Annotated in this window: 33 protein-coding genes; 21 read left to right on the top strand and 12 right to left on the bottom strand. The window is 43.5% G+C overall.

The window, feature by feature from the left end; genetic code table 11:
• A partial coding sequence (locus F6K53_RS04770) for a hypothetical protein (protein ID WP_293066050.1) occupies positions 1 to 2,870 on the top strand: 2,870 nt, incomplete at its 5' end.
• The gene (locus tag F6K53_RS04765; RefSeq protein ID WP_293066047.1) at positions 2,870 to 4,171 is read left to right on the top strand and encodes a Pvc16 family protein; all 1,302 of its coding nucleotides are present in this window, start codon (positions 2,870 to 2,872) and stop codon (positions 4,169 to 4,171) included. The genes F6K53_RS04770 and F6K53_RS04765, both read left to right, overlap by 1 nt.
• A gap of 192 nt (positions 4,172 to 4,363) precedes the next feature.
• On the opposite strand, the gene F6K53_RS04760 is transcribed toward F6K53_RS04765, so the two are convergent.
• Entirely contained in the window at positions 4,364 to 4,870 is a 507-nt protein-coding gene (locus F6K53_RS04760; protein ID WP_293066044.1) for a type II toxin-antitoxin system HicB family antitoxin, read from the bottom strand.
• A gap of 26 nt (positions 4,871 to 4,896) precedes the next feature.
• Here F6K53_RS04760 and F6K53_RS04755 point away from each other — a divergent pair, with 26 nt between their 5' ends.
• From F6K53_RS04755 to F6K53_RS04745, 3 genes are read left to right on the top strand one after another with little or no spacing between them, the layout of a single operon-like run.
• Positions 4,897 to 5,184 carry an element excision factor XisH family protein gene (locus F6K53_RS04755; protein ID WP_293037074.1) on the top strand — a complete coding sequence of 96 codons (288 nt, stop codon included), beginning with the start codon at positions 4,897 to 4,899 and terminating at the stop codon, positions 5,182 to 5,184.
• Positions 5,153 to 5,356: an element excision factor XisH family protein gene (locus tag F6K53_RS04750; RefSeq protein WP_293020709.1), complete on the top strand. Its 204-nt coding sequence runs from the start codon at positions 5,153 to 5,155 to the stop codon at positions 5,354 to 5,356. Before F6K53_RS04755 ends, F6K53_RS04750 begins: the two co-directional genes overlap by 32 nt.
• Entirely contained in the window at positions 5,344 to 5,685 is a 342-nt protein-coding gene (locus F6K53_RS04745; RefSeq protein ID WP_293066041.1) for a XisI protein, read from the top strand. Before F6K53_RS04750 ends, F6K53_RS04745 begins: the two co-directional genes overlap by 13 nt.
• Positions 5,686 to 5,889: 204 nt before the next feature.
• Here F6K53_RS04745 and F6K53_RS04740 read toward each other — a convergent pair whose 3' ends face one another.
• From F6K53_RS04740 to F6K53_RS04720, 5 genes are all read right to left on the bottom strand, one after another.
• Positions 5,890 to 6,153: a hypothetical protein gene (locus F6K53_RS04740; protein WP_293047800.1), complete on the bottom strand. Its 264-nt coding sequence runs from the start codon at positions 6,151 to 6,153 to the stop codon at positions 5,890 to 5,892.
• Positions 6,150 to 6,380: a hypothetical protein gene (locus F6K53_RS04735; RefSeq protein ID WP_293020714.1), complete on the bottom strand. Its 231-nt coding sequence runs from the start codon at positions 6,378 to 6,380 to the stop codon at positions 6,150 to 6,152. The genes F6K53_RS04740 and F6K53_RS04735 overlap by 4 nt, the downstream gene beginning before the upstream one ends.
• Positions 6,349 to 6,549 (bottom strand): hypothetical protein, encoded by a 201-nt coding sequence (locus F6K53_RS04730; protein ID WP_293020716.1) that lies wholly within the window; start codon positions 6,547 to 6,549, stop codon positions 6,349 to 6,351. Before F6K53_RS04730 ends, F6K53_RS04735 begins: the two co-directional genes overlap by 32 nt.
• Positions 6,550 to 6,838: 289 nt before the next feature.
• Positions 6,839 to 7,054, bottom strand: coding sequence for a hypothetical protein (locus tag F6K53_RS04725; RefSeq protein WP_293020717.1), 216 nt, complete (start codon positions 7,052 to 7,054; stop codon positions 6,839 to 6,841).
• A 400-nt stretch (positions 7,055 to 7,454) separates the two neighbouring features.
• Positions 7,455 to 7,709, bottom strand: a complete 255-nt coding sequence (locus tag F6K53_RS04720; RefSeq protein ID WP_293066037.1) for a hypothetical protein — start codon at positions 7,707 to 7,709, stop codon at positions 7,455 to 7,457.
• Positions 7,710 to 8,213: 504 nt separating this feature from the next.
• On the opposite strand from F6K53_RS04720, the gene F6K53_RS04715 reads away from it, so the two are divergent.
• From F6K53_RS04715 to F6K53_RS04705, 3 genes are all read left to right on the top strand, one after another.
• Positions 8,214 to 8,468 carry a hypothetical protein gene (locus F6K53_RS04715; RefSeq protein WP_293020719.1) on the top strand — a complete coding sequence of 85 codons (255 nt, stop codon included), beginning with the start codon at positions 8,214 to 8,216 and terminating at the stop codon, positions 8,466 to 8,468.
• A 75-nt stretch (positions 8,469 to 8,543) separates the two neighbouring features.
• Positions 8,544 to 8,687: a hypothetical protein gene (locus F6K53_RS04710; protein ID WP_293066034.1), complete on the top strand. Its 144-nt coding sequence runs from the start codon at positions 8,544 to 8,546 to the stop codon at positions 8,685 to 8,687.
• Positions 8,688 to 8,782: 95 nt separating this feature from the next.
• Entirely contained in the window at positions 8,783 to 9,460 is a 678-nt protein-coding gene (locus F6K53_RS04705; protein WP_293066031.1) for a hypothetical protein, read from the top strand.
• A 5-nt stretch (positions 9,461 to 9,465) separates the two neighbouring features.
• On the opposite strand, the gene iscB is transcribed toward F6K53_RS04705, so the two are convergent.
• Positions 9,466 to 10,749, bottom strand: a complete 1,284-nt coding sequence (gene iscB, locus F6K53_RS04700) for an RNA-guided endonuclease IscB (protein ID WP_293066029.1) — start codon at positions 10,747 to 10,749, stop codon at positions 9,466 to 9,468.
• 1,194 nt (positions 10,750 to 11,943) lie between these two features.
• Here iscB and F6K53_RS04695 point away from each other — a divergent pair.
• The 7 genes from F6K53_RS04695 to F6K53_RS04665 all read left to right on the top strand — a co-directional run bounded on the left by F6K53_RS04695 (position 11,944) and on the right by F6K53_RS04665 (position 15,669).
• The gene (locus F6K53_RS04695) at positions 11,944 to 12,312 is read left to right on the top strand and encodes a hypothetical protein (protein WP_293020721.1); all 369 of its coding nucleotides are present in this window, start codon (positions 11,944 to 11,946) and stop codon (positions 12,310 to 12,312) included.
• Positions 12,313 to 12,650: 338 nt separating this feature from the next.
• Positions 12,651 to 12,941 carry a hypothetical protein gene (locus tag F6K53_RS04690; RefSeq protein ID WP_293020722.1) on the top strand — a complete coding sequence of 97 codons (291 nt, stop codon included), beginning with the start codon at positions 12,651 to 12,653 and terminating at the stop codon, positions 12,939 to 12,941.
• A gap of 31 nt (positions 12,942 to 12,972) precedes the next feature.
• Positions 12,973 to 13,122, top strand: coding sequence for a hypothetical protein (locus F6K53_RS04685; RefSeq protein WP_293066025.1), 150 nt, complete (start codon positions 12,973 to 12,975; stop codon positions 13,120 to 13,122).
• Positions 13,123 to 13,200: 78 nt separating this feature from the next.
• Positions 13,201 to 14,295, top strand: coding sequence for a hypothetical protein (locus tag F6K53_RS04680; protein WP_293066022.1), 1,095 nt, complete (start codon positions 13,201 to 13,203; stop codon positions 14,293 to 14,295).
• Positions 14,292 to 15,137 carry a phage baseplate assembly protein V gene (locus F6K53_RS04675; protein ID WP_293020726.1) on the top strand — a complete coding sequence of 282 codons (846 nt, stop codon included), beginning with the start codon at positions 14,292 to 14,294 and terminating at the stop codon, positions 15,135 to 15,137. The genes F6K53_RS04680 and F6K53_RS04675 overlap by 4 nt, the downstream gene beginning before the upstream one ends.
• A complete protein-coding gene (locus tag F6K53_RS04670) occupies positions 15,137 to 15,460 on the top strand; it encodes a hypothetical protein (RefSeq protein ID WP_293020727.1) in 324 nt (107 codons plus the stop codon). The genes F6K53_RS04675 and F6K53_RS04670 overlap by 1 nt, the downstream gene beginning before the upstream one ends.
• 11 nt (positions 15,461 to 15,471) lie before the next feature.
• Positions 15,472 to 15,669 carry a hypothetical protein gene (locus F6K53_RS04665; RefSeq protein WP_293079984.1) on the top strand — a complete coding sequence of 66 codons (198 nt, stop codon included), beginning with the start codon at positions 15,472 to 15,474 and terminating at the stop codon, positions 15,667 to 15,669.
• 3 nt (positions 15,670 to 15,672) lie between these two features.
• Here F6K53_RS04665 and F6K53_RS04660 read toward each other — a convergent pair whose 3' ends face one another.
• Together F6K53_RS04660 and F6K53_RS04655 are read right to left on the bottom strand one after the other, a co-directional pair.
• Positions 15,673 to 15,801 carry a hypothetical protein gene (locus F6K53_RS04660; RefSeq protein WP_293041541.1) on the bottom strand — a complete coding sequence of 43 codons (129 nt, stop codon included), beginning with the start codon at positions 15,799 to 15,801 and terminating at the stop codon, positions 15,673 to 15,675.
• Between the two features lie 402 nt (positions 15,802 to 16,203).
• Positions 16,204 to 16,668 carry an SET domain-containing methyltransferase gene (locus F6K53_RS04655; RefSeq protein WP_293020733.1) on the bottom strand — a complete coding sequence of 155 codons (465 nt, stop codon included), beginning with the start codon at positions 16,666 to 16,668 and terminating at the stop codon, positions 16,204 to 16,206.
• A 732-nt stretch (positions 16,669 to 17,400) separates the two neighbouring features.
• On the opposite strand from F6K53_RS04655, the gene F6K53_RS04650 reads away from it, so the two are divergent.
• Both F6K53_RS04650 and F6K53_RS04645 read left to right on the top strand, forming a co-directional pair.
• The gene (locus F6K53_RS04650) at positions 17,401 to 17,781 is read left to right on the top strand and encodes a GPW/gp25 family protein (protein WP_293020735.1); all 381 of its coding nucleotides are present in this window, start codon (positions 17,401 to 17,403) and stop codon (positions 17,779 to 17,781) included.
• Position 17,782: 1 nt separating this feature from the next.
• Positions 17,783 to 20,290 (top strand): putative baseplate assembly protein, encoded by a 2,508-nt coding sequence (locus F6K53_RS04645; protein WP_293079981.1) that lies wholly within the window; start codon positions 17,783 to 17,785, stop codon positions 20,288 to 20,290.
• A 137-nt stretch (positions 20,291 to 20,427) separates the two neighbouring features.
• Here F6K53_RS04645 and htpG read toward each other — a convergent pair whose 3' ends face one another.
• Together htpG and F6K53_RS04635 are read right to left on the bottom strand one after the other, a co-directional pair.
• Positions 20,428 to 22,440 (bottom strand): molecular chaperone HtpG, encoded by a 2,013-nt coding sequence (gene htpG / locus F6K53_RS04640; RefSeq protein ID WP_293071222.1) that lies wholly within the window; start codon positions 22,438 to 22,440, stop codon positions 20,428 to 20,430.
• A gap of 277 nt (positions 22,441 to 22,717) precedes the next feature.
• Positions 22,718 to 22,999 carry a hypothetical protein gene (locus F6K53_RS04635; RefSeq protein WP_293047542.1) on the bottom strand — a complete coding sequence of 94 codons (282 nt, stop codon included), beginning with the start codon at positions 22,997 to 22,999 and terminating at the stop codon, positions 22,718 to 22,720.
• A 71-nt stretch (positions 23,000 to 23,070) separates the two neighbouring features.
• Between F6K53_RS04635 and F6K53_RS04630 the strand changes: the two genes are divergently transcribed.
• Positions 23,071 to 23,238 carry a hypothetical protein gene (locus tag F6K53_RS04630; RefSeq protein WP_293047540.1) on the top strand — a complete coding sequence of 56 codons (168 nt, stop codon included), beginning with the start codon at positions 23,071 to 23,073 and terminating at the stop codon, positions 23,236 to 23,238.
• 12 nt (positions 23,239 to 23,250) lie between these two features.
• On the opposite strand, the gene F6K53_RS04625 is transcribed toward F6K53_RS04630, so the two are convergent.
• Complete coding sequence (locus F6K53_RS04625) at positions 23,251 to 24,231, bottom strand: sulfotransferase domain-containing protein (protein WP_293071225.1); 981 nt, start codon at positions 24,229 to 24,231, stop codon at positions 23,251 to 23,253.
• 212 nt (positions 24,232 to 24,443) lie between these two features.
• Here F6K53_RS04625 and F6K53_RS04620 point away from each other — a divergent pair, with 212 nt between their 5' ends.
• The 3 genes from F6K53_RS04620 (at position 24,444) to F6K53_RS04610 (ending at position 26,257) form a co-directional block, all read left to right on the top strand.
• Complete coding sequence (locus tag F6K53_RS04620; protein WP_293047534.1) at positions 24,444 to 24,611, top strand: hypothetical protein; 168 nt, start codon at positions 24,444 to 24,446, stop codon at positions 24,609 to 24,611.
• A gap of 47 nt (positions 24,612 to 24,658) precedes the next feature.
• Positions 24,659 to 25,840: a glycosyltransferase family 4 protein gene (locus F6K53_RS04615; RefSeq protein ID WP_293071227.1), complete on the top strand. Its 1,182-nt coding sequence runs from the start codon at positions 24,659 to 24,661 to the stop codon at positions 25,838 to 25,840.
• A gap of 201 nt (positions 25,841 to 26,041) precedes the next feature.
• Positions 26,042 to 26,257: a hypothetical protein gene (locus F6K53_RS04610; protein WP_293061386.1), complete on the top strand. Its 216-nt coding sequence runs from the start codon at positions 26,042 to 26,044 to the stop codon at positions 26,255 to 26,257.
• The last annotated feature ends 6 nt before the right edge of the window (positions 26,258 to 26,263 follow it).

The following is a 26,263-nucleotide window of genomic DNA, read 5'->3' as shown; positions in this document are numbered from 1 at the left end:
CAGAGATTACTCCTAACTATACCGAGAGCAGTAGCAACAAGATAAGTGCTCATCCCACTAGCCCTAATTACCAGCAATCTTTGATAGCACCAATTGCTGCTGAAATCGATAGCAGCACTAACGATAAGATAAATAATCATCCAGATAGCGCTAACTACCAACAATCGAAGCTATCACCAGAGATTACTCCTAACTATACCGATAGCAGCAGCAATAAGATAAGTGATAATCCCATTAGCCCTAATTCCCAGCAATCTTTGATAGCATCAGGGATTGCTCCTAACTATACCGAGAGCAGCACTAACAATAAGATAAGTGATAATCCCACTAGGGATAACTATCAACAATCGAAGCTATCACCAGAGATTACTCCTAACTATACCGATAGCAGCAGCAGCAACAAGATAAGTGCTCATCCCACTAGCCCTAATTACCAGCAATCTTTGATAGCACCAATTGCTGCTGAAATCGATAGCAGCATTAACGATAAGATAAATAATCATCCAGATAGCGCTAACTACCAACAATCTTTGCTATCACCAGAGATTACTCCTAACTATACCGAGAGCAGTAGCAACAAGATAAGTGATAATCCCACTAGCCCTAATTACCAACAATCATCGATATCACCAGAGATTACTCCTAACTATACCGAGAGCAGCACTAACAATAAGATAAGTGATAATCCCACTAGGGATAACTACCAACAATCTTTGATAGCATCAATTGCTGCTGAAATCGATAGCAGCATTAACGATAAGATAAATAATCATCCAGATAGCGCTAACTACCAGCAATCGAAGCTATCATCAGAGATTGCTCCTAACTATACCGATAGCAGCAGCAGCAACAAGATAAGTGCTCATCCCACTAGCCCTAATTACCAGCAATCTTTGATAGCACCAATTGCTGCTGAAATCGATAGCAGCATTAACGATAAGATAAATAATCATCCAGATAGCGCTAACTACCAACAATCTTTGCTATCACCAGAGATTACTCCTAACTATACCGAGAGCAGTAGCAACAAGATAAGTGATAATCCCATTAGCCCTAATTACCAACAATCATCGATATCATCAGGGATTGCTCCTAACTATACCGAGAGCAGCACTAACAATAAGATAAGTGATAATCCCACTAGGGATAACTATCAACAATCGAAGCTATCATCAGAGATTACTCCTAACTATACCGAGAGCAGCAGTAGCAATAAGATAGCTGCTCAGACAGATAAGGCTAATTATCAGCAATCGAAGCTATCATCAGAGATTACTCCTAACTATACCGAGAGCAAGAATAACAATAAGATAGCTGATCATCCAGATAGGGCTAATTATCAGCAATCGCAGATATCGGAAGGGATGACTGCTGAATTGATCGATAACAGCAGTAACAGTAAGATAACTAATCAAGCAAATAGCGATCGCAAATCCCAATCCTTGATATCATCAGGGATGACTACTGAATCAATCGATAGCAAGAATAACAACAAGATAGCTCATCATCCAGATAGCGCTAACTACCAGCAATCTTTGAGATCACAACGGATGACTGCTGAATCTATCGATAGCAAGAATAACAGCAAGATAAATAATCAGACAGATAGCCCTAATTACCAGCAATCGAAGCTATCACCAGAGATTACTCCTAACTATACCGAGAGCAGCAGCAACAAGATAAGTGCTCATCCCACTAGCCCTAATTACCAACAATCTTTGCGATCACAACGGATGACTGCTAACTCTACCGATAGTAGCAAGTTGAGCCAAATAACTAATAATATAAATAACAAGATAACTAGCGATCGCTACCAGCAATCATTGATACCACAAGGGATTAATCCTAACTATACCGATAGCAGCACTAACGATAAGATAAGTAATGATCTAACTAGCGATAACTACCAGCAATCATTGATACCACAAGGGATTAATCCTAACTATACCGATAGCAGCACTAACAACAAAATAACTAATCAGACAGATAGCCCTAATTACCAACAATCCTTGATATCACCAAGGACTGAATCTATCGATAGCAGCACTAACAACAAAATAACTAATCAGACAGATAGCCCTAATTACCAACAATCCTTGATACCATCAGGGATTACTCCTAACTATACCGATAGCAGCACGTTGAGCAAGATAACTAATCATCCGACTAGGGATAACCATTCCCAATCGAAGCTATCACCAGAGATTACTCCTAACTATACCGATAGCAGCAGCAACAAGATAAGTGATAATCCAACTAGGGATAACTATTACCAATCGAAACTACCATCAGGGATTAATCCTAACTATACCGATAGCAATAGTAATAATAAGATAGGGCATCATCCAACTAGCCTTAATTACTCCCAATCCTTGATACCACAAGGGATTGCTCCTAACTATACCGATAGCAGCACTAACAATAAGATCACTAATCAGACAAATAGCGCTAATTACCAGCAATCCTTGATACCACAAGGGATTAATCCTAACTATACCGATAGCAGCAGTAACAGCAATCAACCAAGACCGACTACAGCAGAATTCCCTTTGGTTCCACAGCAAAAGGCTCCCTATCATCAACACTCCGATCTTGGGTTACCGAATCAAGGAAACCAACTAGCTGCTGAGGTTAATTCAAATCAATTTAATTCAGAAATAATAGAAGCATCAACAGTCAACAGTGAACATCCTCCAACCCTACCGCGAAAAGCATCATCCCAAAGCAAACCGACTATCCAAGTAACCATCGGTTCTATAGACGTACGGGCTAGTAAGCCACCAGCACCACCACGTCGTACTCGTTCTATAAATAGGGCTTCGAGCCTATCTCTCAAGGATTACCTGAAACACCGTAATGGAGGAAGGTGATGAGCAATGCTCTTGCGATCGCAGCAGTTACCAAAACCTTGCAAAAACTGATCAGGCAAGGCATCGAACAGGAAGACGCCGGTGCAGAGGTAAGCACTCAGCCCCTGGATAAAGCTGGAGGAAACGGCAATACTCAAAAAAAGATTAATATCTTTCTCTACCAAAGCTTAGCTAACGCGGCTTGGCGCAATTTAGATATGCCGAATCGGGTCAAGCCAGGGGAAACCAGTAAACCGCCCTTGGCCTTGAACCTCTATTACTTGATTACTGCTTATGGCAAGGATAACGATATCGAAGACCACCGCCTGTTAGGAATAGCAATGCGTATCCTACACGATAATGCCTTGCTCCATCCTAAGCAAATTGAAGGAGTATTGCCCGATAGTGACTTGCACAATCAAGTAGAACGGATTAGCATTACCCCGATCACCCTATCCCTAGAAGAAGTATCAAAACTGTGGGGTACCTTTCAAACTCAGTATCGGATTTCTGCGGCCTATCAGGTTTCCGTAGTATTAATTGAAAGCGCTCAGGCGGTGAAAGCTCCTCTGCCGGTCTTAAGCCGTGGCGAACCAAACCTAAACAACGGTCGTGATAGTGGCATTGCCATTCAACCTGACTTAACCTCTTCCTTTCCTACCCTAGAAACCCTGCAAACTCCCAATCAACAGCCATCCCTTCGTTTGGGTGAGAACTTAACTCTGCGTGGTCATCACTTAGATAGTGAAGAGACTATAGTGGTAGAGTTTAGGCATCCCCGCCTCAGCCAGGCAATTCAACTTACACCGAAGCCAGGGGCTACAGCTACCACCCTGGAAGTTGAGCTTCCTGTTGATGGTAATCAATGGTTGGCTGGGTTTTATACAGTAACAGTTGGGGTTAAGCGCAATGGCAAGCAACAAGTGACTAATGCTCTGTCCTTTTCCCTAGCCCCTAAGATCGAGGAAATGACTATATCTACAGCTACCGGAAACCAGCAGCAGTTGACTTTGACCTGTAATCCACCGGTATGGTTAGGGAAGCCAGACAATTCATTAGTAACCCTAGGACAACAGGTAGGGTTTTTGTTAAGCGATCGCGAATTGTTACCCTTGTCGGAATTTTTGCCATCAGTTACAACTACTTCTTCTGACCCATCACCAGACCAGAAGACCAATAGCCTCGTTTTTGATATCACCGGTATTGCTGCTGGGGATTACTGGGTGCGCCTGCGGGTGGATGGAGTTGACAGCTTACTGGTGAATCGGACAGTTACACCTCCTGTTTTTTACTCGACCGAGAAGCTGACGGTGAGCGGGTGATGGGGAGTGGGGGGAGATGGGGTGATGGGGTGATGGGGTGATGGGGAGCTAATCTTGTAGGGTGGGCAAATGGACATGATTCGTGATCAACTTGTCAAATGATCAGAATTTGCCCACCAAACCCTTCTCTAAATGCGTTCGCGTAGCGTGACCGTAGGTCAATCGCTTTAGGTTTGACACTGGGAAAATTACTCATGCCAAGATATTTAATGGCTTCACAATTAAATCTTCTCTAGGAATTGGTAGATTATCAGCCTTTAAACTTTCAATATATAACTCAATAGCTTCTGTAATATTATCGATCGCTTCTTCAAAAGAATCTCCTTGAGAATGACAACCTTTTAGGATCGGACAAAAAGCGTGATAACCTCCCTCTGATTCTTTTTCTAGAAGAACTGTATAATTGTAAATTTGTTTAGTGTTGTTGTCCATAGGTTTTAAACTTATTTGTGATCTATAGCAAAGGGAGTAGGGAGTAGGGAGTAGGGAGTAGTGCGATCGCCGATCTTGTAGATTGGGTTGAGGGAATCTATAGTTTTGATAAAACTGATCGATTCTATGGGAGAGCAAAACCCAAAACCATCCCCTCTTTTTCCAGTATTTGTTGGGATTCCTTGCCTCAACTGGGGAGCTAACACACCCTAATTTCATGATGGTGTGTTGTTGAGCTAAGATTAAAATACGCTCAGCTTTTATCAAAAGCTTATACTTTGCTCCCATTGATCATGCCGAAACTGGATATTATTCATAATGCTGTGAAAAATGCACTGATTAAAGATGGATGGATAATCACTGACGATCCCTATATTATTGAATATAGAAAAACAAAACTCTATGCCGATCTAGGAGCTGAACGGCCCATTGCGGTTCAACGAAATGAACAAAAACTTGTGGTTGAAGTCAAAAGCTTTGTCGGTACATCAAAATTGCAAGATTTAAAAGAAGCTCTTGGTCAATATGATATCTATCGCTATCTTCTGGATGCAGCGCGGTCTTGGGGGTTTCCCCCATGAGCGACTGCATGATGAAACTGCACCTGAACGAAAACTTTATCTAGCTATTAGTAGCATTGCCTACAAAAACTTTTTTACTCAAGATGTGATTCAATTAATAGTCACTAGACATCAACTTCCCTTAATTATTGTAGATACTGAATTAGAAGAGGTAAGACAATGGATAAATTAGCCCAATACCCCAAAATTATTAAACAACTATTAACTGACTATATCGAATTATGTCAAAAACGTTCTCAGGAGGCGATTGAGAATTTTCTGATTGCGGATGAAGCAAATGGTCACTATATTTGGATGAATTTAGGATGGCAAAATGGAGAAAAAATTACCGGAATGACCGTATATGTTCGTCTTCGAGAAGGAAAATTTTGGATTGAGGAAGACTGGACAGAAGAAGGAATTGCTACCGACCTTGTCCGTGCTGGAGTTCCCAAAGAGGATATTGTCTTAGCGTTTCATGAGCCAAAAATGCGACAATACACAGATTTTGCTGTTGCTTAGGCGATCGCTAATCTTGTTTGGTGGGCAAATGGACATGATCACTGTTGAAATGGTCAAATTCTCATTATTTGCCCACCAAACACCTCTTACAGTGCGTACGCTGATCTTGTAGTCAGATAGGTGGACAAAATTTTAGTCTTTGATTATAAATTATTCCCAATTTGCCCACCCGACAAAAGCGAGCGCCACTCCTTAAGCTCTAATTTATCCAAAAAACGCCTCATACTTATCATGACTACCGATCCAAAACCATGTAACCTGATCCTTTTCCAAAATTCCAATAGCACGATAGTTTTTAGTAATTCTAACTGACCAAATATCCTCATCACGATTAATACATTTAAAATGTAGGGAAGGATGAAAAGGATTATTTGACCATAACTGATAAGCTTTTTTTGCTGCTTGACGGACTTCTAAAGGAAGATCATAATAGTTTGACCAAAAAGATGGTAAGGTAGCAGACTTCATAACTTATCATAATCCATTGCTTGCCCCTGTCCTTGAGCAATTTGTTGTTTCGCAAGTCTCGCTACTTCTACTAACTTAGTTTGTGTTTTCCGAAAAGATTCATCCCACTGTAATTCATCTTCAATATCAGCAATATATTCCCGTAAATGCTCAATAACTCGCTCCTGCTGTGCCTCAGGTAGAGATTCTATAATTTTAACAACGGTTGCTATATTTTCCCTTGACATTGTTGCTGTAAATAGTACGATTTAATGGGGATAATTGAATCATAACACCGATGGGGATATCTTGTAGGGTGGGCAAATGGACATGATCACTGTTGAAATTGTCAAATGTATAGAATTTGCCCACCCTACCCCTCAAGGTCTTGATCTTGTAGGGTGGGCAAATGGACATGATCACTGTTGAAATGGTCAAATTCTGATTATTTGCCCACCCTACCCCTCAAGGTCTTGATCTTGTAGGGTGGGCAAATGGACATGATCACTGTTGAAATGGTCAAATGTATAGAATTTGCCCACCCTACCCCTGCTTTTTGATTGGGGGTTGGATTAAGTCGCCACTTGTCAGTTCTTATGATTTTGGCTGACGTTTTTACGCTTCCTAACAAACTCTATTACAGTTAATATTTTAGCAGACAAAAGATAATACGACAAGATAACAATAATGTCCCCGACTTCGATAACTAAATGGGTTGCTCCTTAACCCCCTCCATCCTAGAGAGGTGGGGGAATGCGTAGCTTGTTTGTTCAAACAAGGATAAGTTAAAGCATTCACTAAGATATTTCAGCGCAGGTCGGGGGTGATTGGCTTCTGCTTCTGCCATGGCAGCTTCCCCTTGCCTGATCGCTTCTGGGTCTACCGACTCATCTTGTGCTAATTCTTGAGCTAATTCTTGCAAACGCGATCGCTTTTAGCGGAAGCGAAGCTTCATCGCATCCAGAACATTGCAGCACTGAGATACCGTGAATTATTTTCCTGGCATTCACCCATGCTTAACCTATGCTGACCTTCACCAGAATACATTCCACACTATCCACAGCAGCTTCCACAGTCAAAACCAAAAAAAATAGCCGTGGAAAATACTTCCACGACTACAAAAGTAAACCAATTCAAGGCAATGACTACAAATGTAAACCAATTTAAGGCAATGTATCACCCACTGATTAATTCTATTTACGAGGAATTTAGGCTAAACCCCTCGGTGGCTCTTACCCCCCCATAACAAGGAATAGTACACAACCAATAAACTAGTCTTAACTGTGGCACTAGGGGGAAGACCCCCCAGCTAGGTTATGAGCTTAATCCAGAATCAGATTGCGCTGCAAAATACAAATGTATTCCCCAGGATTGTAAGTCCGTTGGAGTGGACTCCACTCGCTGACTGTGGCATAGCCCAGAGTCTGCAAATTCCTGATCGTAATGTAAATCGCCCGCTTAGAACCAGTCAAAGTATGTTTAATTGGTTCTTGGTAGGGATAAAATCCATGGGAACCCGGAATAATTAGTTCACTAGATTGATTCAAAAAAGGTGAAACAATAAAATTGGTGTACATCGCCTTAAAATTAGTCCGTTAGTGTTCATTAATCATTGAAACACTTAAATTTACTTTATGCAAGTTATTTAAATTATTGTAATATTTATTAATAATTGAAAATTTGGTAAGACTAATAATTATAAAGTCTGGATTTGTAGGGAACAGGGAATCGGGAATCGGGAATCGGGAATCGGGAATCGGGAATCGGGAGTAGGTAATAAACGATATTGGATTTTTGTTGTCGAAAACAGTATTTTTTTAAAAATTAAGTGAAAAATTATAGCTCTATTTGACAGAGTTATTTAATAGAGTTAGGATAAGCTAGGATAGCAAAAGTGTTGAACGTCGGTTCAGGCAAGAAGCAAGTTTTGAGAATTGGGGCTAATTATTATAGCGGTTATCCTATAGCGTTTCTAATAGTAATTAAGTAAACAGGCTCTCCTACTTACTACTCCCTACTCCCTACTCCCTACTCCCTACTCCCTACTCCCTACTCCCTACTCCCTACTCCCTTTCCTTAATATGAACATTACTATTAAAATCCCAGAGCTAAGCTTAGAAGGAATTGACTTGAATAGACTAGATCGGGTACGCTTACAAACAGCGGTGGAAGCCGAATTATCCCGTTTGCTTAAGGTGAAGGGACTACCTCGAAATTGGCAAGATACTACCAATATTCCTACTGTACCAGTGAATTTAAACTTAACTAAAACCCACAATTCCACAGACATGGGTAAGGAAATTGCTCAGGCTATTTATAGAGGTATGGCGGAATGAAACATCTACGAGTAAGTCGAAGTTAGGTGCGCTCTTACCATTAAGAATTAAATTACCCACGGGTCGCACCTCTTGATGCAGCGCATTGCTATTCCCTATTCCCTATTCCCTATTCCCTATTCCCTATTCCCTGTTCCCTATTCCCTGTTCCCTCTTCTCTCTTCCCTGCTCCCTGCTCCCTGCTCCCTGCTCCCTTGCTATATTCACTTTAACCATTGACAATTAAGAATTAACAATTAACAATTGATGAGTTAGCTCAAGAATAAGTATTCAAACAGACTTGATATCAGCAGTTTATTAACCAAAAAGATTTCATGGCTACATCTCCCCTTTCCCCTCGTTTGTTGAGAGGGGCAATAGTCGCTCTAGACCCTGCTAATCCCCTAGCTAGTGTGATTCTTTTTCAGTACAATCCCGAGACGATGACGCGATCGCTTACGCCCCGGACAGCAGGAGCGGATTTGTCTGCACAGGGTAAATCTGACCTAGACCCGACTGAAGCGAAACGAATCAGTGGTCCTCCGAAAGAGAGCATTAGTCTAAAAATGGCCATCGATGCCACTGACCGGTTAGAGCAGGCGGATACCATGGCGGTTACCTTGGGCATTCATCCCCAAATCGCAACTCTGGAAATGCTAATGTATCCCAAAACCTTGTCAGTCTTGACCAATAGCGCGATGTCGAAAGCGGGAACTCTGGAAATTGTGGCGATGGAAGCTCCTCTAACTCTATTTATCTGGGGGGGTAATCGGATTCTACCGGTTCGGGTAGATCGTATGGATATTGAAGAACTGGCTTACGATGTTAATCTTAACCCGATTCGGGCTGATGTTGACCTTACTCTAGAAGTCCTCAGCTACAAGGATCTGAAGCTGGCTAGCCTCGGTGGTGCTCTGTTTATGGCTCACCAAGTTAGCAAAGAACTGATGGCAACCATGGAAAGTCTTAAGAATGTCAGCAGTATTGCTAAGGGAGCAGCAGGTAATGTCTAGGAGGACTATTGTCCGGTAGATTCCGGCAGATGTTTGCAGAAGCTGTAAGTATATCCATCTTTTCGATGTATCGCCGATAAATCTTGAGGTTTACAACTTTTGTAACCTTTCATCCCTAACGGGGTAAATCCAAAGCTTCCTTTGGTTCTAGGAGTGACTTTGCCTATTCCTAGTTTTTGGTGCTTAGCTATATCTCCAGTTACCCAACCTTTAATAGGCTTTAATGGGTTGTGCCTAATCGGGTAACCGTACTTGTTTAGTGCTGCTTTTTGTCTACCTCCTTGACCTTTACAGGTAACTAACAATGGCTGATAAACTCTCAAGACCAAGGTCTCAATATCTCCGACACAGGCGGCATCAATCCAGTGCTCCTTGGAGAAACCTAGTTTTGTCCGGTTGTACTTGGTTTGTGCTCCCGTTCCTGTGATTATGGGTTTGATGTTTTTAAGCACTTTTACCAACTTGTTCCGAGTCGCGTTTACCGCTGCGGCATCTCTCAGTGGCTGTTTAGCTTTAGTTTTGATTTTTTGCAGTAAACTTGGTTTCTTTTTTAAGAACTCTTCTATTGGCTTGTTACCTTTACGTTGATTGCACTTTTCGCAAGCCAAACAAAGATTACTCACTCGAGCGCTTCCACCTTTACATTTTGGGTGAATGTGTTCAATTTGTAATGGTACGGACTGCTTACCGCAGTAAGTGCATTCCCTTCCCCATTTTTCGAGTAAGTACTCTCTCACCTCATATCCAGCTAGCTCCCCTTGCTGATACTCAACACCACTGATTTCAGGGTTTTGCATTTTTTGGGTATCAAATTTAACTCTTTCGATCCAAATCTCATTAATCGGGCAAAACTTAATTAGTCGCTTCACCCAGGTTTCAATAGTCAATATCCTGTGCTCTAAGCTAGGTGGGAGCCAGCTTTCTGAGTGTTTACGATTGAGGAATCTTGGCTTCCTGTAACGGGTGTGACGATTACGTTTTCCACGCCTTACAGCTCTTCTAGACTCTAATTTTTTCTTGATTAATCCTCCTCTGTGTTCTAGTTCCATTCCCCAGATCACCTGATTATTTTGGACTAAGGCAAATCCAGTTATTTTACTACCAGGGTCAATCTTTATTTGACATGGTGAGATGGTTGCATTCTTAATCGCAGTTTTCAAGATGATCGTGAACGGGTACATCCTAAAAACAGCGGCTTTACCTTTGTCTAGTAATCGGCGAGCTTTCTTCGGCGGAATGGGATTTAACGGTTGCTTGTTTGTGTCAATAACAAAAACGTAATTCTGCATTTTTAGTGCATCTCAATTCGGTAATGTGTTCCGAGTGCTTCGCACACGCTTGCGCGAACGACAAGGTTGTAATGGCTTGTTAGGCTAACCACACATTTGCCTTCACCTTAATGGTTAACGATAGAGCCAGGGACTGAAGTTCATCCCTGGGTATCATGACCAAAACAACGTAGGAAGTTAATCCTTAGTCTGCATCCTAGTCGGCAATCCCAGGAATTACCGGGAATTGCCTAGGCTTTAACTAGGAGGAAGTATTCCATTGCTTTGAGGTAAGCATTCAGCGGTCAGCGGTCAGCCATTAGCCAAGAGCGTAGCGTGCGCATAGCGCATAAGCTGAATACTTACGTCAGAATAAGCTGTACTTATCGTGATTAACTGTACTGATTAGATACTGTGAAGTACCCCAACCTGCTTGACCTTTGGTCACGCTACGCGAACGCTGAGGTTGGGGCTTCCCGCTCTCAGGTCAGTTCAGGGAGGGTCTTATTCGTCTTTCGGGTTTCCCGCACGCGTCCCCGATGCCTCAAAGGCGCGCTTTCCAATGGCGAATTGAATTACGGGGTCGCGCCTCAAGCTAGAATTGGTCGTTGACGAGGCGTCCACAGGCAGACGTCCGCCTTCTATAGACCTATAACTTTTACGATAGACTTACCATGGAATTAGAGCTCGATGGCTAACCAGCTGGGGCAAGTCTCTTCCCTGAGCTCTGCGCTTTACTTTGTATACCTATAGGTCTAAAACAAGGCGCTTGATATCTAGACATTTTCTTAGGTAGCCTTTTCGTCGGTCAGGCGGGTCAGCAACCATCTTAATTATAACCTCAATCGTTGTGAGTCGCAAGTTATCGTTTCGCTATCCATCCCGGATGGATAGCGAATTTTGTTAAAGTTACGTTTTTATTTAGTAGTTTAATTGAATTTAAACTAATTCATAGTTTGTTGACACTCCGGCAAGTTAGTAGTAACCTACTAAAGGAAAAATAAATTAACCTATAGTTGACAGTGGCTCCCAGGTCAGCTGAGACTTTTCCCCTGTAGAAGGCTAAAGCAATTAGCCAATTGGAGCCAAGTCACTGAATCACTTAGTAGGATTACTTTTGTCCGAATACCGGTTAAATCAGTCTCGATTAATAGACTGATAAACAAACCTAAGTACTGTCGAATACAACTGACAATTACGGAAAAGGAAAGACAAATGAAACGTATTATGCAAGCCATGTTGGCAATAGTGTTTGCCCTGGTCGCGGTCTTGAGTTTACAAGTTGGTCATGCTTATGCTCAAGATGTCTCCCCTCAAGAGGTAGAGGTTGTTTATGAATACGGTTGGTTTACCGTAAAAGCTGAAGACTCTAAGGAAATAAATGTTATTCAAGATCGCCCACTTGATTTCGATCTCGTAGACAAAGGTGATGAGGGCTCAACCGTTTTTGTTTTTCATGGCTGCGGTGCTTATAAATTAGAACCTAGAGATTATATCTATCCAACCTGTGAGCATCCATCTTCAAAGGTCATTTTTGCCAACGGTGGCCCTGATGATGTAGACATTAAGATTTTCCCACAGTAATAGTTAGTCGGAATGGGAGCAGGTCACTTATGCAGAGCATTTTTAGTAAAGCTATAGCCCCCTCATTGGTTTTAGCTTGCTCTGATAGTATAGAGTTTATATGTTGTTCTGCAACTTTGACCTGCTCCCGGCAATTTATGCTGCCTGTTTTGGGAGCAGGTCAAATTGGCAGAACAAATGAACTACTTGACAAAAAGACTGGGTAATGTAAACAACTGTATTTTTTTTCAATCCATGTCTTGATGCAAAGCGCGAGTGGGGGAAACCCCCGCATGAAGGCGCTGCATCGCTAGAGAAATGCTAAGCTATTATGCATTTAAATTGGAAGTTTTGAAGCTATGTTCCAAGCCACTAGCCGTTACTACAATCTAGAAACAGCCACCTTCACCAGCTCAGATAATCGAGTAATTTCCTACAAGCGTCGGCGCTTTCTACCTCAGGGGGAAACCTTGTCCTTACTTGTAGAAGTAACCGTTACAGAAGGCGATCGCTTAGATCTAATTACCGACAGCAATCTCGGTGATCCAGAACAGTTTTGGCAAGTGTGCGATGCCAACAATACCATGAATCCCTTTGACCTCACCGCAGAACCAGGCAAAGTCTTAAGAGTTCCCCAGCCGCAGTTGTAGAAAATACCGACAGAGAGGGAAGTGTGGGGAGATGGGGAGATGGGGAGATGGGGAGATGGGGAGATGGGGAGATGGGGAGATGGGGAGATGTCCCTGTTCCCTGTTCCCTGTTCCCTATTCCCGACTCCCGACTCCCTATTCCCTATTCCCGACTCCCGACTCCCGACTCCCGACTCCCTAAAACCAAAGACGAAAGTACCTCACCCAATGTACAATGGTAAAATTAGGCATTCAACTCACGGTACTAATTGGTTCAACAGTGCCCAAGCCAGCGTCTTCGGTGCTAATCGAATCCCTAGCTAACGTTGAAGTTACCCATTCTGCCCAAGAGCGTTCTGGCTTTCAACTGCGCTTTCGAGCTGGTCGCAGTGCCAGTTTGGTAGAGCGGGATTATCCTGTGCTAAAAAGTGGAGAGCTCAAACCCTTCAACCGAGTAATTCTGGTGGTCATCTTCAACGGTAAGCCTCAGGTGTTGATGGATGGCGTGATTACTCACCAGCAGCTCTTGCCCAGTAATAATCCTGGGGAATCTAGCATCGTGGTGACTGGGGAAGATGTCAGCGTGATGATGGACTTAGAAGAAAAGATTGTTGAGCACCCAGCCCAGAACGAAACGATAATTGCTAATAAAATTATCGCTAGCTATGCCAAATATGGTCTTATCCCCCAAGTCATTCCGCCACTGACCGACAAACCTCCCTTACCGACGGAGCGCATCCCTGTTCAGCATGGCACTGACTTGGACTACCTTCTGAAAATGGCAAGGCGTCATGGTTATGTTTTCTACATTACTCCAGGACCAGCACCTGGAACTAACACGGCCTATTGGGGACCCCCGAAACGCTTGGGATTACCCCAGTCTGCCCTTTCGGTGAATATGGGCTCGAATACTAATGTGGAATCGATCAGTTTCGAGTACAATGCCCTTGCCGCTACTACGGTGTCTGGACAAGTGCAAGACCGGGATACCAACAAAGTCAAATCCCTAGACATTTCCTCTAGTAAGCTTTTCCCCCTAGCCCAAACCTCAGCCTTGAAACAGTCTCAAGTTCGGACAGTGGTTCCCAAACCCATCCAGGGGTTGAGTGAATCTCAAGCTAAGGCGTTTGCTCAAGGGATAACCGATACATCCTTAGATGACGTAGTGGTAGCGGAAGGGACCTTGAATGCTCTAGAGTACAACGGTATCCTCCAAGCTGGTGCTCTTGTGGGTGTGCGAGGGGTAGGCAATCAGTATGATGGGTTTTATTATGTTAAAAGTGTGACTCATCAGCTCCAAACGGGACAATATAAGCAGCAATTCGTCCTAACCCGTGAAGGATTGGGTTCGACAACGTTAGCAGTAGTACCATGAAAGAATTTTTTGGCAAATATCGTGGCACAGTGACTGGGAATAAAGACCTGATGTACCTTGGTCGGATACAGGTGAGTGTACCAGCAGTATTAGGTGACGGTCGCCAAAGCTGGGCAATGCCCTGTGTTCCCTATGCTGGAGCTGATGTCGGCTTTTTTGCGATTCCGCCAGTGGGAGCAAATGTCTGGGTGGAATTTGAAGGAGGCGATCCCGATTACCCGATTTGGACTGGTTGCTTCTGGGGCAAAGGTGAGCTACCGGCAAATGCGAAAGTGCTTGACCCAGAGAAAGTGCAAGTCTTTAAAACTGATGGAATTACCTTCACTCTCAGTAATTTTGGGACTACCAAAGGGTTGACCATTGAAGTGGCTAAACCAGTGGTATCTAATCCGCTGACTTTAGTGTTTGATGATAACGGGATTGAAATCAATAACAATAGCAAAACCATCGCGAAGTTAACAGCAGAAACCATTGAGTTAAGCAATGATGCGTCTACGGTTACCCTGGCTGTTGATAATATTCAAATCAAAGAAGATGCGGTTGAAATTAAGCTAACTAAAGACAGTATTGATTTAAAAAATAGCTCCTCTACTGGTAAGTTAGCCAAAGATAGTATTCAATTAAGTAAAAGTCCAGCAGTGATAAAACTATCCTCATCAGGGGTAGAGATTAATAACTCTCCAGCAGCGGCCAAACTATCCTCATCAGGAATCGAACTTAGTAACTCTCCAGCAACAGTAAAGCTAGCTCCTTCGGGAATTGAACTGAGTAATGGTGCTGCTAATGTTAAACTTTCACCTGCTAGCGTGAATATTAATAATGGCGCGTTGGAGGTGATTTAATGCCTGGTTTTGTGTTATCTCTTGCTAACAAAATCTTGTGTGCTCATGGCGGACAAGTCCAACCGATGGTTCCCAATCCCCGGGTCAAAATAATGGGTCAACCAGTGCTTACCCAAGCTCCCACCTATGTGGTGGCTGGTTGTGCCAATCCTCCTCCACCGGCCAATGTTGGTCCTTGCTTGATTGCATCCTGGATTACTGGTTCAGTGCGAGTCAAGGTGATGGGAATGCCAGTGCTGTTGCAAGATTCTCAGGCAACTTGTGTACCTACGGGTACTCCAGTTACTGTTATCCCGATGCCAGGTCGGGTTAAGGGAATGTGATCTGTCTTTGTTTGGTTGTTCGCGAAGCGTGGCCAATAGGCCAAAGTTGTTTGGTTGTTCGCGAAGCGTGGCCAATAGGCCAAGGTGGTTTGGTTAAAGGTGGTTTGGTTGAAGGTTGTGTGGTTGAAGGTTGTGTGGTTGAAGGTTGTGTGGTTGAAGGTTGTTTGGTTGAGGGTAAACCCTACCTCAATCAATCCTCTTGCTATTAGGCACTAATCGATTGGCTTTTGGGCCACGCTACGCGAATGGTCACGCTTCGCGATGAAGCGAACGCGCCCCGCGTGGCCAAAGGCCTCAGCTTCCGCTAAAAGCGATCGCATCGAATTTATTATCGCAGTCATCAATAACTATACCGATACTGTCCTACAGCAGTTAACTAATAAGAGCCAATTGGAATGGCGTAAGCATCGAACTAATCCCAGTAATAAATAACTATTCCGATACTGTCCTAGAAAAATTGACTACTAATAGAATAGTGCAATTGGCTACCCATCGCACTAATCGAAGTCATCAACAACTATTTCGATACTGTCTTAGAGCAGTTGACTACTAATAGAATAGTATTGCCATTGACCTTGGCCTTTGGGCCACGCTACGGGAACGCATCCTGAAGGGGCGACAATTCGCCTGCAAGCTTTGTGTGGTAAGGGTTCTAGTTGGTAATATCATGTCCGGAAATTTAGTGATAAGCAACCATCTCCGATTAAACCTTACTCACCCATATACAAACGCTATAGCATTGCCTATTTCTCTAATAATTTTGCATAATAGGGAGCCAAGAAACCTCGATACTTCTCCAAAATCTGATCGGATAAAAATTTACCACCATTAATAGAGCCTCTACAGATATTGCTTTGACAATTACAATTAGGCACAGCAATTGAAATCCATTCAGACATACAATAATCAAAAGTCACTTCTTCTCCTTGGATAATCTCTTTCATTGCCACTAGACTGTATCCATTGAACTCATTCAATTTAATTCCACAATTAGGATCACAGGAATGATTTACAAGCTCAAAAGGCTCATCCATTCTCACATGAGTATTTATGTCCATTTGCAAAGTCTGCCAAGTCCTTTCTGGCGACTTTGCAACTGGCTTACCTACTAAAACAATTTCCCCTACATCGAATTTTTTATCTGCGAAAACCCCTTTTCCTTTATTGTGAGTCTTTACAACACTTACATGGGAGAAATAATTGATCATATTAATCAATTTTATGGTAAACTATCATCACCAATACTTTATCACAGTTCATGTCCGGACTATTGCCCATAATTGCAATTCTGTAAAAGCCATCGTTTCCTGAGGGGGTGAAAATTCTCCTGCAAGCGTGTAGTAAGGGTTTCAGTTGGGTTACCTTTGAGAAGATGTCCCCAGGGATGGCCATCCCAATTAAACTTGACCAACGAAAAAATTAGGTTTCAAGACTTTGCGTACGCAAATAGAGGCGTTAATTAACCTGTCAATTAACCCAATCTTTTTTGGAATAGCATGGCTCAAAAGCTTACCCCAACCCGTTTTTAACCTGCTTGTTACCCCCTCACCATCATATCATACTCAGGACTTACGCAAGCACGCTATATATAGCGTGCTTGCGTAAGTCCTGAGGGAGTAGGGAGTAGGGAGTAGGGAATCGGGAGTAGGGAATATGGCATCAAAAATTATCACAATTGATTTAGGTACCCTGTAGAACACAATTCAAGCCCCAAATAGCAGCAAAGTAGTCGATAAATTATTAAGATTTGTGAATGCGATCGCTTCAATAGTTTTCCAGAAAACTCCCAAAATCCTTGATTTTCCCTAGAGAGCCCTGGAGCAGTAACAAAACCCAACCAAACCCTTGCCAGAGTTGGGTTTCACTATGTTCAACCCAACTCAACCCAACCTGGGAAGCCAGATCAACTCACTTAGGGAGCAGGCTATAGTGAATGAGTTGTGGTCAGAGCTATCTATGTAGCAATGGAGATAGGCTATCCTTTCCAAATCGATGGGCGGAGGCGGACAGCAGAGGCTACCTCTGAAGAACACATCCCTCAGCTGATGGAACAATTACTGTTTACGTCCCCAGGAGAACGGGTCAACCGTCCTACCTTGGGCTGCAGTCTGATGCAGCTGGTCTTTGCTCCGAATAGTGAGGAACTGAGTACTGCGGTTCAGTTTCTGGTTCAAGGGTCGTTGCAGCAGTGGTTAGGGGAGTTAATTCAAGTCGAGAGGGTGCAAGTGGAGAGTGAAGATACTAAATTGCGAGTCACAGTGCAGTATGTGATTCGGCGTAATCAACAGCGTCAGGTAACTGAGTTTGAGCGAGGTTTGTGATATGACAGACTTGGTAACAGCTGAACACATGTTCCGACACCAACGCCGGATCGCTCTTAGTCGTCAAACTAAACAGATCGGGCTGGATTACATTCAGGTGGAATCACAACAGACACCGAATGAACCGAATAAGTGGGCGCTAAAGCTTCATTTTGTACCAGCTTCCACACAAGCAACCCAGGAAGTGCTCTCAAACCTGACCTCTAGAAATATTCGCATCACTAGAGGTACGGCGGTTACAACTACTGATGTTAGGCTCCTGGAAATCCAACCACCTAGTGGGAATGTGCTGACGCTGTTGGTGGAATACAAAGCTCCTACTAAGTCCCAGGTTAGTGATTTATCTACCTATACGCTACAACTGGTTAATATTAGCAACCTCGATCCGTTTTTTGAGCGGGTCAATTTTTCCTTCAAACGTCCAGACCAAGTTACCTTTGACCCCCAGCCAGTATCCTCAAGTGATATAGAAACCCTGTCGGTACCGGAGATAGATTACTTAGCTAAAGACTATAGCAGCTTTCGGCAATTAATGCTCAACCGCTTGTCGGAAGTGATGCCTCAATGGCTAGAGCGAAATCCTGCGGATTTAGGGATTGCGCTGGTGGAAGTATTGGCCTACTCTGCTGACTACCTCAGTTACTATCAGGATGCTGTAGCTACTGAAGCCTACCTTGGTACAGCTCGCCGCCGCACGTCTGTACGCCGCCACGGCAGGCTGGTAGATTACGTGTTGCACGAGGGCTGCAATGCTAGAGTCTGGGTGCAGGTAGCAGTAAATGTTAATGAGGGGCTGCTAGAAAACGGAACTCTTGGAGACATTGGAACTCTTCTAGAACAAGGAACTCTTCTACTAACCCATGTTTCTGGTCAAGGGTCGGTAATCGATCCTAATTCTTCTGCTAAGAGTGAGGTCTTGGCTCAAGGGGCAAAAACCTTTCAAACCCTACATTCCCAGGAACTATTTGCTGCCCACAATGAGATTAAATTTTATACCTGGGGAGCAAGGGAATGGTTTCTGTCGAAGCAAGAGACCAAAGCAACATTAATGGGACATCTGGCTTTGCAACCAGGGGATGTGTTGATCTTTGAAGAGGTAAGAGACCCAAACACTGGTTTAAGGGCTGGGGCTAACCCCCAAAACCGTCATCCAGTACGGTTAACTAAGGTAACTCCCACAGAAGACCCCCTTGGTGGTCAATTTCATCATCCCCCAACTGATCAGCCAGTAGATATTACTGAGATTGAATGGCACCCCCAGGATGCTCTGCCTTACCAACTATGGCTAGCAACTCTGAGTAGCACTGGCCCAATCACAGATATCACGGTGGCTCGAGGAAATATTGTTTTGGCTGACCATGGGGAGCCTTATCCTAAAGAGGGGACAGAGATACTGCCCACTATCCCAACCATTGGTCGTTATCGTCCCAAGTTGTCTCGCACTGGTCTCACCCACAGTGTGCCTTACAACCACCAGCAAGCCATTATCGAAGCGGTGGCAACAACGGTTGTTCAAGACCCCCGTTCGGCAGTGCCTCAGATCAGTTTACAATCGGATACTGGTGAAACCTGGTTGGTGCAGCGTGACCTATTGAATAGTGACCGATTTGCGGCGGATTTTGTGGTGGAAATGGAGAGTGATGGCACTGCTTATCTGCGCTTTGGTGATAGTGTTCAAGGCAAGCAACCTAGTCCAGATTCCCAGCTGATGACCAGCTACCGGATTGGTAATGGTTTGGTGGGTAATGTGGGACTTGATGCGATCGCTCATCTGGAACCAGTCACTAGTGATGCCTATGCGGAATTGGTCAAACAGGTGACTGGAGTAAGGAATCCTATCGCAGCTCAAGGGGGAATTGACCCGGAACCGATTGAGCAAGCACGGTTATACGCTCCCCAAGCCTTCCGAACCCCTGAACGCTGCGTGACCGAATCCGACTATGCCACTACCATCCAGCGTCATCCAGAAGTCCAAAAAGCAGCAGCTCAGTTGCGTTGGACAGGGAGTTGGTATAGCGTATTTATTGTTGTGGATCGGTATAGTGGTAGACCGATTGATGCCCAATTTAGGGAAGAGCTACTGGCTTTTATGGCTCCCTATCGGTTAATGGGTCATGATATCGAAATCCAGGCTCCCTATTTTGTTAATCTCGATATTGCTTTGACAGTACATGTCTTGCCTAACTATTTCCAGAGCAGTGTGAAGCGATCGCTTATGGAAACCTTCAGCAACACAGACTTAGCTATCGGTCAACGGGGTTTCTTCCATCCTGACAATTTTACCTTCGGTCAACCGGTCTATCTTAGCCAAATTGTTAACCAAGCCATGGAAGTGCCTGGGGTTGACTGGGTTGAGCCAACTCGCTTCCGTGAGTGGGGACAACCCGATCGAGGGGAATTGGCAGCAGGTCAAATCTTGATTGAGCCATTAGCTGTTGCTCGTTTGGATAATAACCCCGATACTCCTGAAAATGGCAGAAGTCAGTTTTATTTACAAGGCGGTTTGTGATTAGAGGGCTACTCCCTACTCCCTACTCCCTACTCCCTACTCCCTACTCCCTACTCCCTACTCCCTACTCCCTACTCCCTACTCCCTACTCCCTACTCCCTACTCCCTACTCCCTACTCCCTACTCCCTACTCCCGATTACTCTTGCGTCAAACGGGTCATAACCTTATTCGACCGTTCCACAAACGCCTTCATGCCTTCGGCATCAAAGCCTTTCTGGGCCATCAGTGCCAGGTCATAGACATGCTGACAAATCATGCTAGCCAATTCCGCTGAGGGAGACTGACCGCCACTCTGAATAATACTGCTTTGACTGAGGTTGACTAGATTCTGAATCAGTGGGTGGGTGGTATTGACCACTAAAATATGTTCCTCTGGGAACTGCACTGACTCCTGCTGCATCATGGCAGTCATTTCCTGTAGACGGCGCATTGCTTCCGGTAACAATACCATTGCCGGTGGGGTGCCTTGGGGGTCATCAGACTTGAGGGCTTGAGTCCGGACATTGACCTTAGGCTTATTAATCGCTTGCTCGAACAGTTCCTTAATCAGGTCAGAACGGGTTTTGTTGGTCTTCGGGTCAACAATCTCTTTTTCCTGCTCCTTATCAACAAGGGTATCATCCAAGTCCGAATCGACCCGAGAGAACTTAGCCTCTGTATATTCCCGTTCCAAGAAGCTAATGTAGTGGGTGTCGATAAAGGAGTCCATAAATAGGACTTCTAACCCTTGATTTTTGTGCAGTTCTACATAAGTGGCTTGGCTAGCCTCATCAGTGCAATAGAATACCCGATTTTCGTGATTTTCTTTATTGCGCTCTAGATACTCTTTGATGGTAGTGTAGGGTTGAGAAGAGGAAGACTTGTCCTTTTCTGTGCCAGCATCTGGAGTGACATCCTCCCAAGCATCCCCCTCTTGGGATTGCACTTCTACCTTAGGGGTGTCAGTAGGGGTATCAGTGGTTGGAGCTTCGGAACTTTCCACCGGTTGATAGGTGGTGCGGAAGATCACAATATCTTCTACTTGTTTCTTAAACTTATCGCTATTGATGCAGCCAAACTTAACGAATGTACCCACATCTTGCCAGGAACGGATGTACTTATCCCGCTCATCTTGATACTGTTGCTTTAAGCGATCGCCAACTTTCTTAGCAATAAAGTCACCAATCCGAGCCACTGTCCTGTCCTTGGTCAGAGCAGAACGGGAAACATTCAGGGGAATATCAGGACTATCAATCACCCCTCGCAGTGGCATCAGGAAGTTAGGAATTACTTCCTCACAGTTGTCACTCACAAACACTTGATTACAGAAAAGCTTGATTTGCCCCTTAGTCACATCCACGTCTGGCTTTAGCTTAGGGAAATAGAGAATGCCATCAAGCAAGAAAGGATAATCTGTGTTTAGATGTACCCACAGCAAGGGTTCATCTTGGAACGGGTAAAGATAGCGATAGAATTCTAGATAGTCTTCTTTGGTCAGGTCTCTTGAAGATTTCTTCCACAGTGCCTCATGCTTGTTGATCACCTCATCTTCCAGCTTGATGGGCACTGCCATGAAATCACAGTAGGATTTGACTAGCTGACGAATCCGTGAGGGTTCTAGGTACTCCTGTTCCTCCTCTTGCATGGTCAGGGTAACGGTAGTACCCCGTTCGGTGCGCTCAGAATCCGATAGTTCAAAGGCTGGAGAACCATCACAGGCCCAATGAACCGCTGAAGCTCCTGATTGATAAGACAGGGTATCAATTTCCACCTTCTGAGCCACCATGAAAGCAGAATAGAAACCCAATCCGAAGTGACCGATAATCTGTTGGTCAGCTTCCTTTTGGTACTGCTGGATAAATTCTTCAGCGCTAGAAAAAGCAACTTGATTAATATACTTTTTCACCTCATCGGCAGTCATCCCAATGCCGTTATCTGAGATGGAGAGAGTTTTCTTATCCTTATCAATGGTAATTTTAATTTCCGGGTCTCCCACATCCCCGTCAATCTCCCCAGCATAAGAGACCATCTTCAACTTCTGGATGGCATCCACTGAGTTGGAGATCAGCTCCCGCAAGAAGATTTCGTGATCGGTGTAGAGAGACTTCTTGATAATCGGGAAGATATTCTCAGTATGAATCGTGATTGTGCCTTGTTCCAGTACAGTCATTGGTATAGGTATATTTATATGAATGTCCCTTTAACGATTCTGAGGGATAACTTTTGATACGACAGATGGGGTTGTCCACCGATAGGGATTCGGATTTCCGTATCTTGGGGAAGACTAGTGAAGTTTAGTTGGTTTCGCCCCCCTAACCCCCCAAATCTACAGAACATGGTAGGGATAGGGACAACAATGAAAAATTTCCTGGCTAGGGATGAGAGGTAATAGCCAAAACAGTCAGCTGCTTGTTCAGCTTCAGATTGAAATTCCAACCGAAAATCCACTAGTCATCAATCTCCAGGCTAGCATACTGAGCGAAATCACCTAAATATTTTCCTTTCCCTTCTGCTGCTTGGTGGATACCTCGTTTCACCTGCGCCAGGGTTTCGGGATTTTGCCATAACCACTGTTCTTCTTCTGGAATTGGATCGAGTAGGATTTGTCCTGTATCGTTGATCAAGACTCGGTAGACTTTTGCCTTAGCTTCCGGTTCTAATTTTAAACAAAAGTGCTCATCAATTTGGGCAGCATTATCAATGACCTGGAAGTTTTGGTTAAGAATCATTTTTAATAGCCGACTAGCTAGATATATACACTAGTTTAGTCTAGCCTGTTGAATAAGCCCACTTGCCTTGAGTGCGATTGACTTGCTTGTCACGCTACGCGATCGCTAAACACCCCACACCTGATACCGAGTTGCATTCAAAGATAGTAGATTGGTGGGATGGGGAGATGGGGAGATGGGGAGATGGGGAGATTGGGGCAATAGAAAGTTGTACCTTTGACCGCTACTTAGTATCATAACCCACAACAGCTTCAGGGTTTGTAGTGGTAAAAATAAGATAAATTTTCCTCCATTTTTGAATTCAGATAATCAATATCCTCTTGATTTAAATATTCAGTAAATCCTCCCACTTTTCCTTTACGAGTTTTGTAAGACTCTTGATCTTGCTGGTCAGTTGGAGTCAAGCGATCGGATTTAAATGTCCGGTTTTGTTCCATCTGGCGCATATTCTTAAAGGAGGCAAAGTTAACAGCTTCCTCAATTACTTCATTCCGAACTGATTTAACACCTAAAAATTCTAAAACCCGCTTCAATTCTTTTTGGGTATTTGTTTGGATATCTTCATAACGCACCAGCAAAAAATATTTCGGTAGATGGCGATTAGCTTCCCATATATTGTAATACCTAATCAAGGTATCAAAGCTCCCCACTGACTCATGAATGAAGCTAGGCAAATCCCCCTCATAGGGTTTAATTCGTTCAGCATACTGCTTCAGAGAGTCTACTTGCTGCATGATGTGAGCATAGTGTCCCACCCGTTTAGTATGTTCAAAGTAGATAGATACTACTACATCCCTAGGGTCTCGGACTAATAGAATTACCTTAGCATTTTTATAGTTGGCCTTACTTTGAACAAGTTCATCAGGCTTTTTCCATTCTGGTTCATCATCATGAATAACTCGAATTTTTGGGACATCAGGGTGCAATGGTGCTAAGGTTTCCAACTCCAATATTCTCTCCATAATTTTGGGGTCAGTTAGACCTAAATGCTTTTCTAATACCCGTCCAATCATCAATCTGAGCCAGGTTCGTCCAGATTTAGGAAATGAAATCAGATAGGCATCCACTGACCGTTGATCATACCAACGCACTAGACTAGTGATTAGAGGCTTTTGAGCCATTCGTCCTAGGAATGTTCCTAGTTTTCGTCTTCCTTCTGGTGGTAGTTTGCTCTTGACAAAAGACCAAGCACCAACAATGATTGATCTAACTAAAATCCCGTTAAGTATCATAATTATTATAGGTTAATTTTAGATGTTAACAAAAGGGAGTCGGGAGTCGGAATCCCCCCTAACCCCTCCCAGGATGGGAACGGGAGTCGGGAGTCGGGAGTCGGGAGTCGGGAGTCGGGAGTCGGGAGTCGGGAGTCGGGAACTTCGGAATTGCCAAAAAATCCTGTTTACGTCATTACTATAAAAAAAGCTATTTTAACAAAAAAACCAAAGTGATCAATTCCCTATTACCTGAGCGCAGCGCTATACAATTTAACTATATACCCAAGATAAATAAATCCGCTATAGCAATTCTCAGACTCATTCATGAGATACACATAATTTTTACCACTCCACCCTCCCGACTCCCTACTCCCGACTCCCTGCTCCCTGCTCCCTAAAACCCAAGACGAAAGTACCTCACCCATATTGATAACTGCTATATACCATGACTAAAGTTTTTATAATCTGTTCTGGTCTGGGTCATATCCAGCGGGGCTATGAATCGTTTGCCCAAGAGTGCTTCGCCGCTTTATCTCAGGAATCTTCTCTTGATATCACCCTGTTTAAAGGAGGAGGTAAGTCTCAAGAAAAAATGATTACATTATGGAATCTACCACGGTATAGTTGGATGGCCGGTCAACTGGGAAGATTGGTTAAGCAATTAAGTAACTTTTTAAAAAAAGGTGACTATTTTGTCAGACAAGAAGGCTACTTTATTGAACAAGCATCATTTATCGTAAGTTTATTATCACATATATATCGTGAACGTCCAGAGGTAATTTACTTCAGTGATGATGGCTTAGGCTATCTACTGTGGCACTGGCGGCGTTTGACAAAACAGAATTATAAGCTGCTTTTCCGTAATGGAGGAGCCTTCTCTCCTCCTTTTTACCGTTGGGATCATGTACAGCAGTTAACACCAATTCACTATAAACAGGCGTTAACCTATGGAGAGCCTGTTGAGAAACAAAGTCTACTTCCCTCTGGATTCTTCATCCCTTCCAAATTACAGATACTGTCACCATTAGAACGAGAGGGGTTACGAGAGAAATTAGGACTACCGAAACAGCAACCGTTAATTCTTTCTGTCGCAGCGATTAATAAGTATCATAAACGCATGGACTACATTATTAATGAAGTAGCGAGTTTGCCAAAACCTAGACCATTCCTATTATTATTAGGTCAACAGGATGCTGAATCACCAGAAATTATTCAGCTTGGCCAAGAGCTATTAGGGGTTGATCAGTTTCAAGTGCGAACTGTTGCTCGTGAGCAAGTAACGAATTACTATCAGGTTGCTGATCTTTTCGTCTTAGCGTCTCTCCATGAAGGATTACCAAGAGTAATTGTGGAAGCGATGTCCCATGGTTTACCTTGTTTAGCTCATGATTATGACATTACTCACTTTGTTTTAGGCAATGAAGGATATTTCGCTAATTTTGAATTAACCGGAAGTTTAGCTAATTTAATTACTCAAGTATTGAGTGAAGGGTATAACGATAGTAAGCGTGAAAATTGTCATCGTACGGTCTATGAACGGTTTAGTTGGCAGGAGTTATCGCCAGCTTATATTGATATGATTGAACGGTGTAGATTAATGGCAAAGGGAACAGGGAGTAGGGAGTAGGGAGTAGGGAGTAGGGAACTTCAGATTTTACAAATTTACTGTTGTCGAAGCTTTCGGTAATATTACTCCGAAAAAAAACGCGATGCTCAGCAAAGAGCCGCTACGCGATTGACCTGCATGTCACGCTACGCTAACGCTAACTTGTTATTACAATTTTAGCTAACCGATTTTATCGGTAATTTTAATTAAAAAAAAACGCGATTGACCTGCATGTCACCCTACGCGATTGACCTGCATGTCACGCTACGCGAACGCTTCCGATATTTTCCCGATTCCCGATTCCCGATTCCCGATTCCCGATTCCCGATTCCCGATTTCCGATTCCCGATTTCCTCGTTTCCTTTAAATTATCCCTCAAAAAAAATTCTAAAAACCCTTGACAAATATGTTAGTAATCATTATGATTATATTTATTAAGTTAAA

Origin of the sequence: Moorena sp. SIO4A1 (assembly GCF_010672065.1) — a bacterium.
In the GTDB taxonomy this organism is placed as follows: Bacteria; Cyanobacteriota; Cyanobacteriia; order Cyanobacteriales; family Coleofasciculaceae; genus Moorena.
This window is presented reverse-complemented; position numbering and strand designations above follow the sequence as displayed.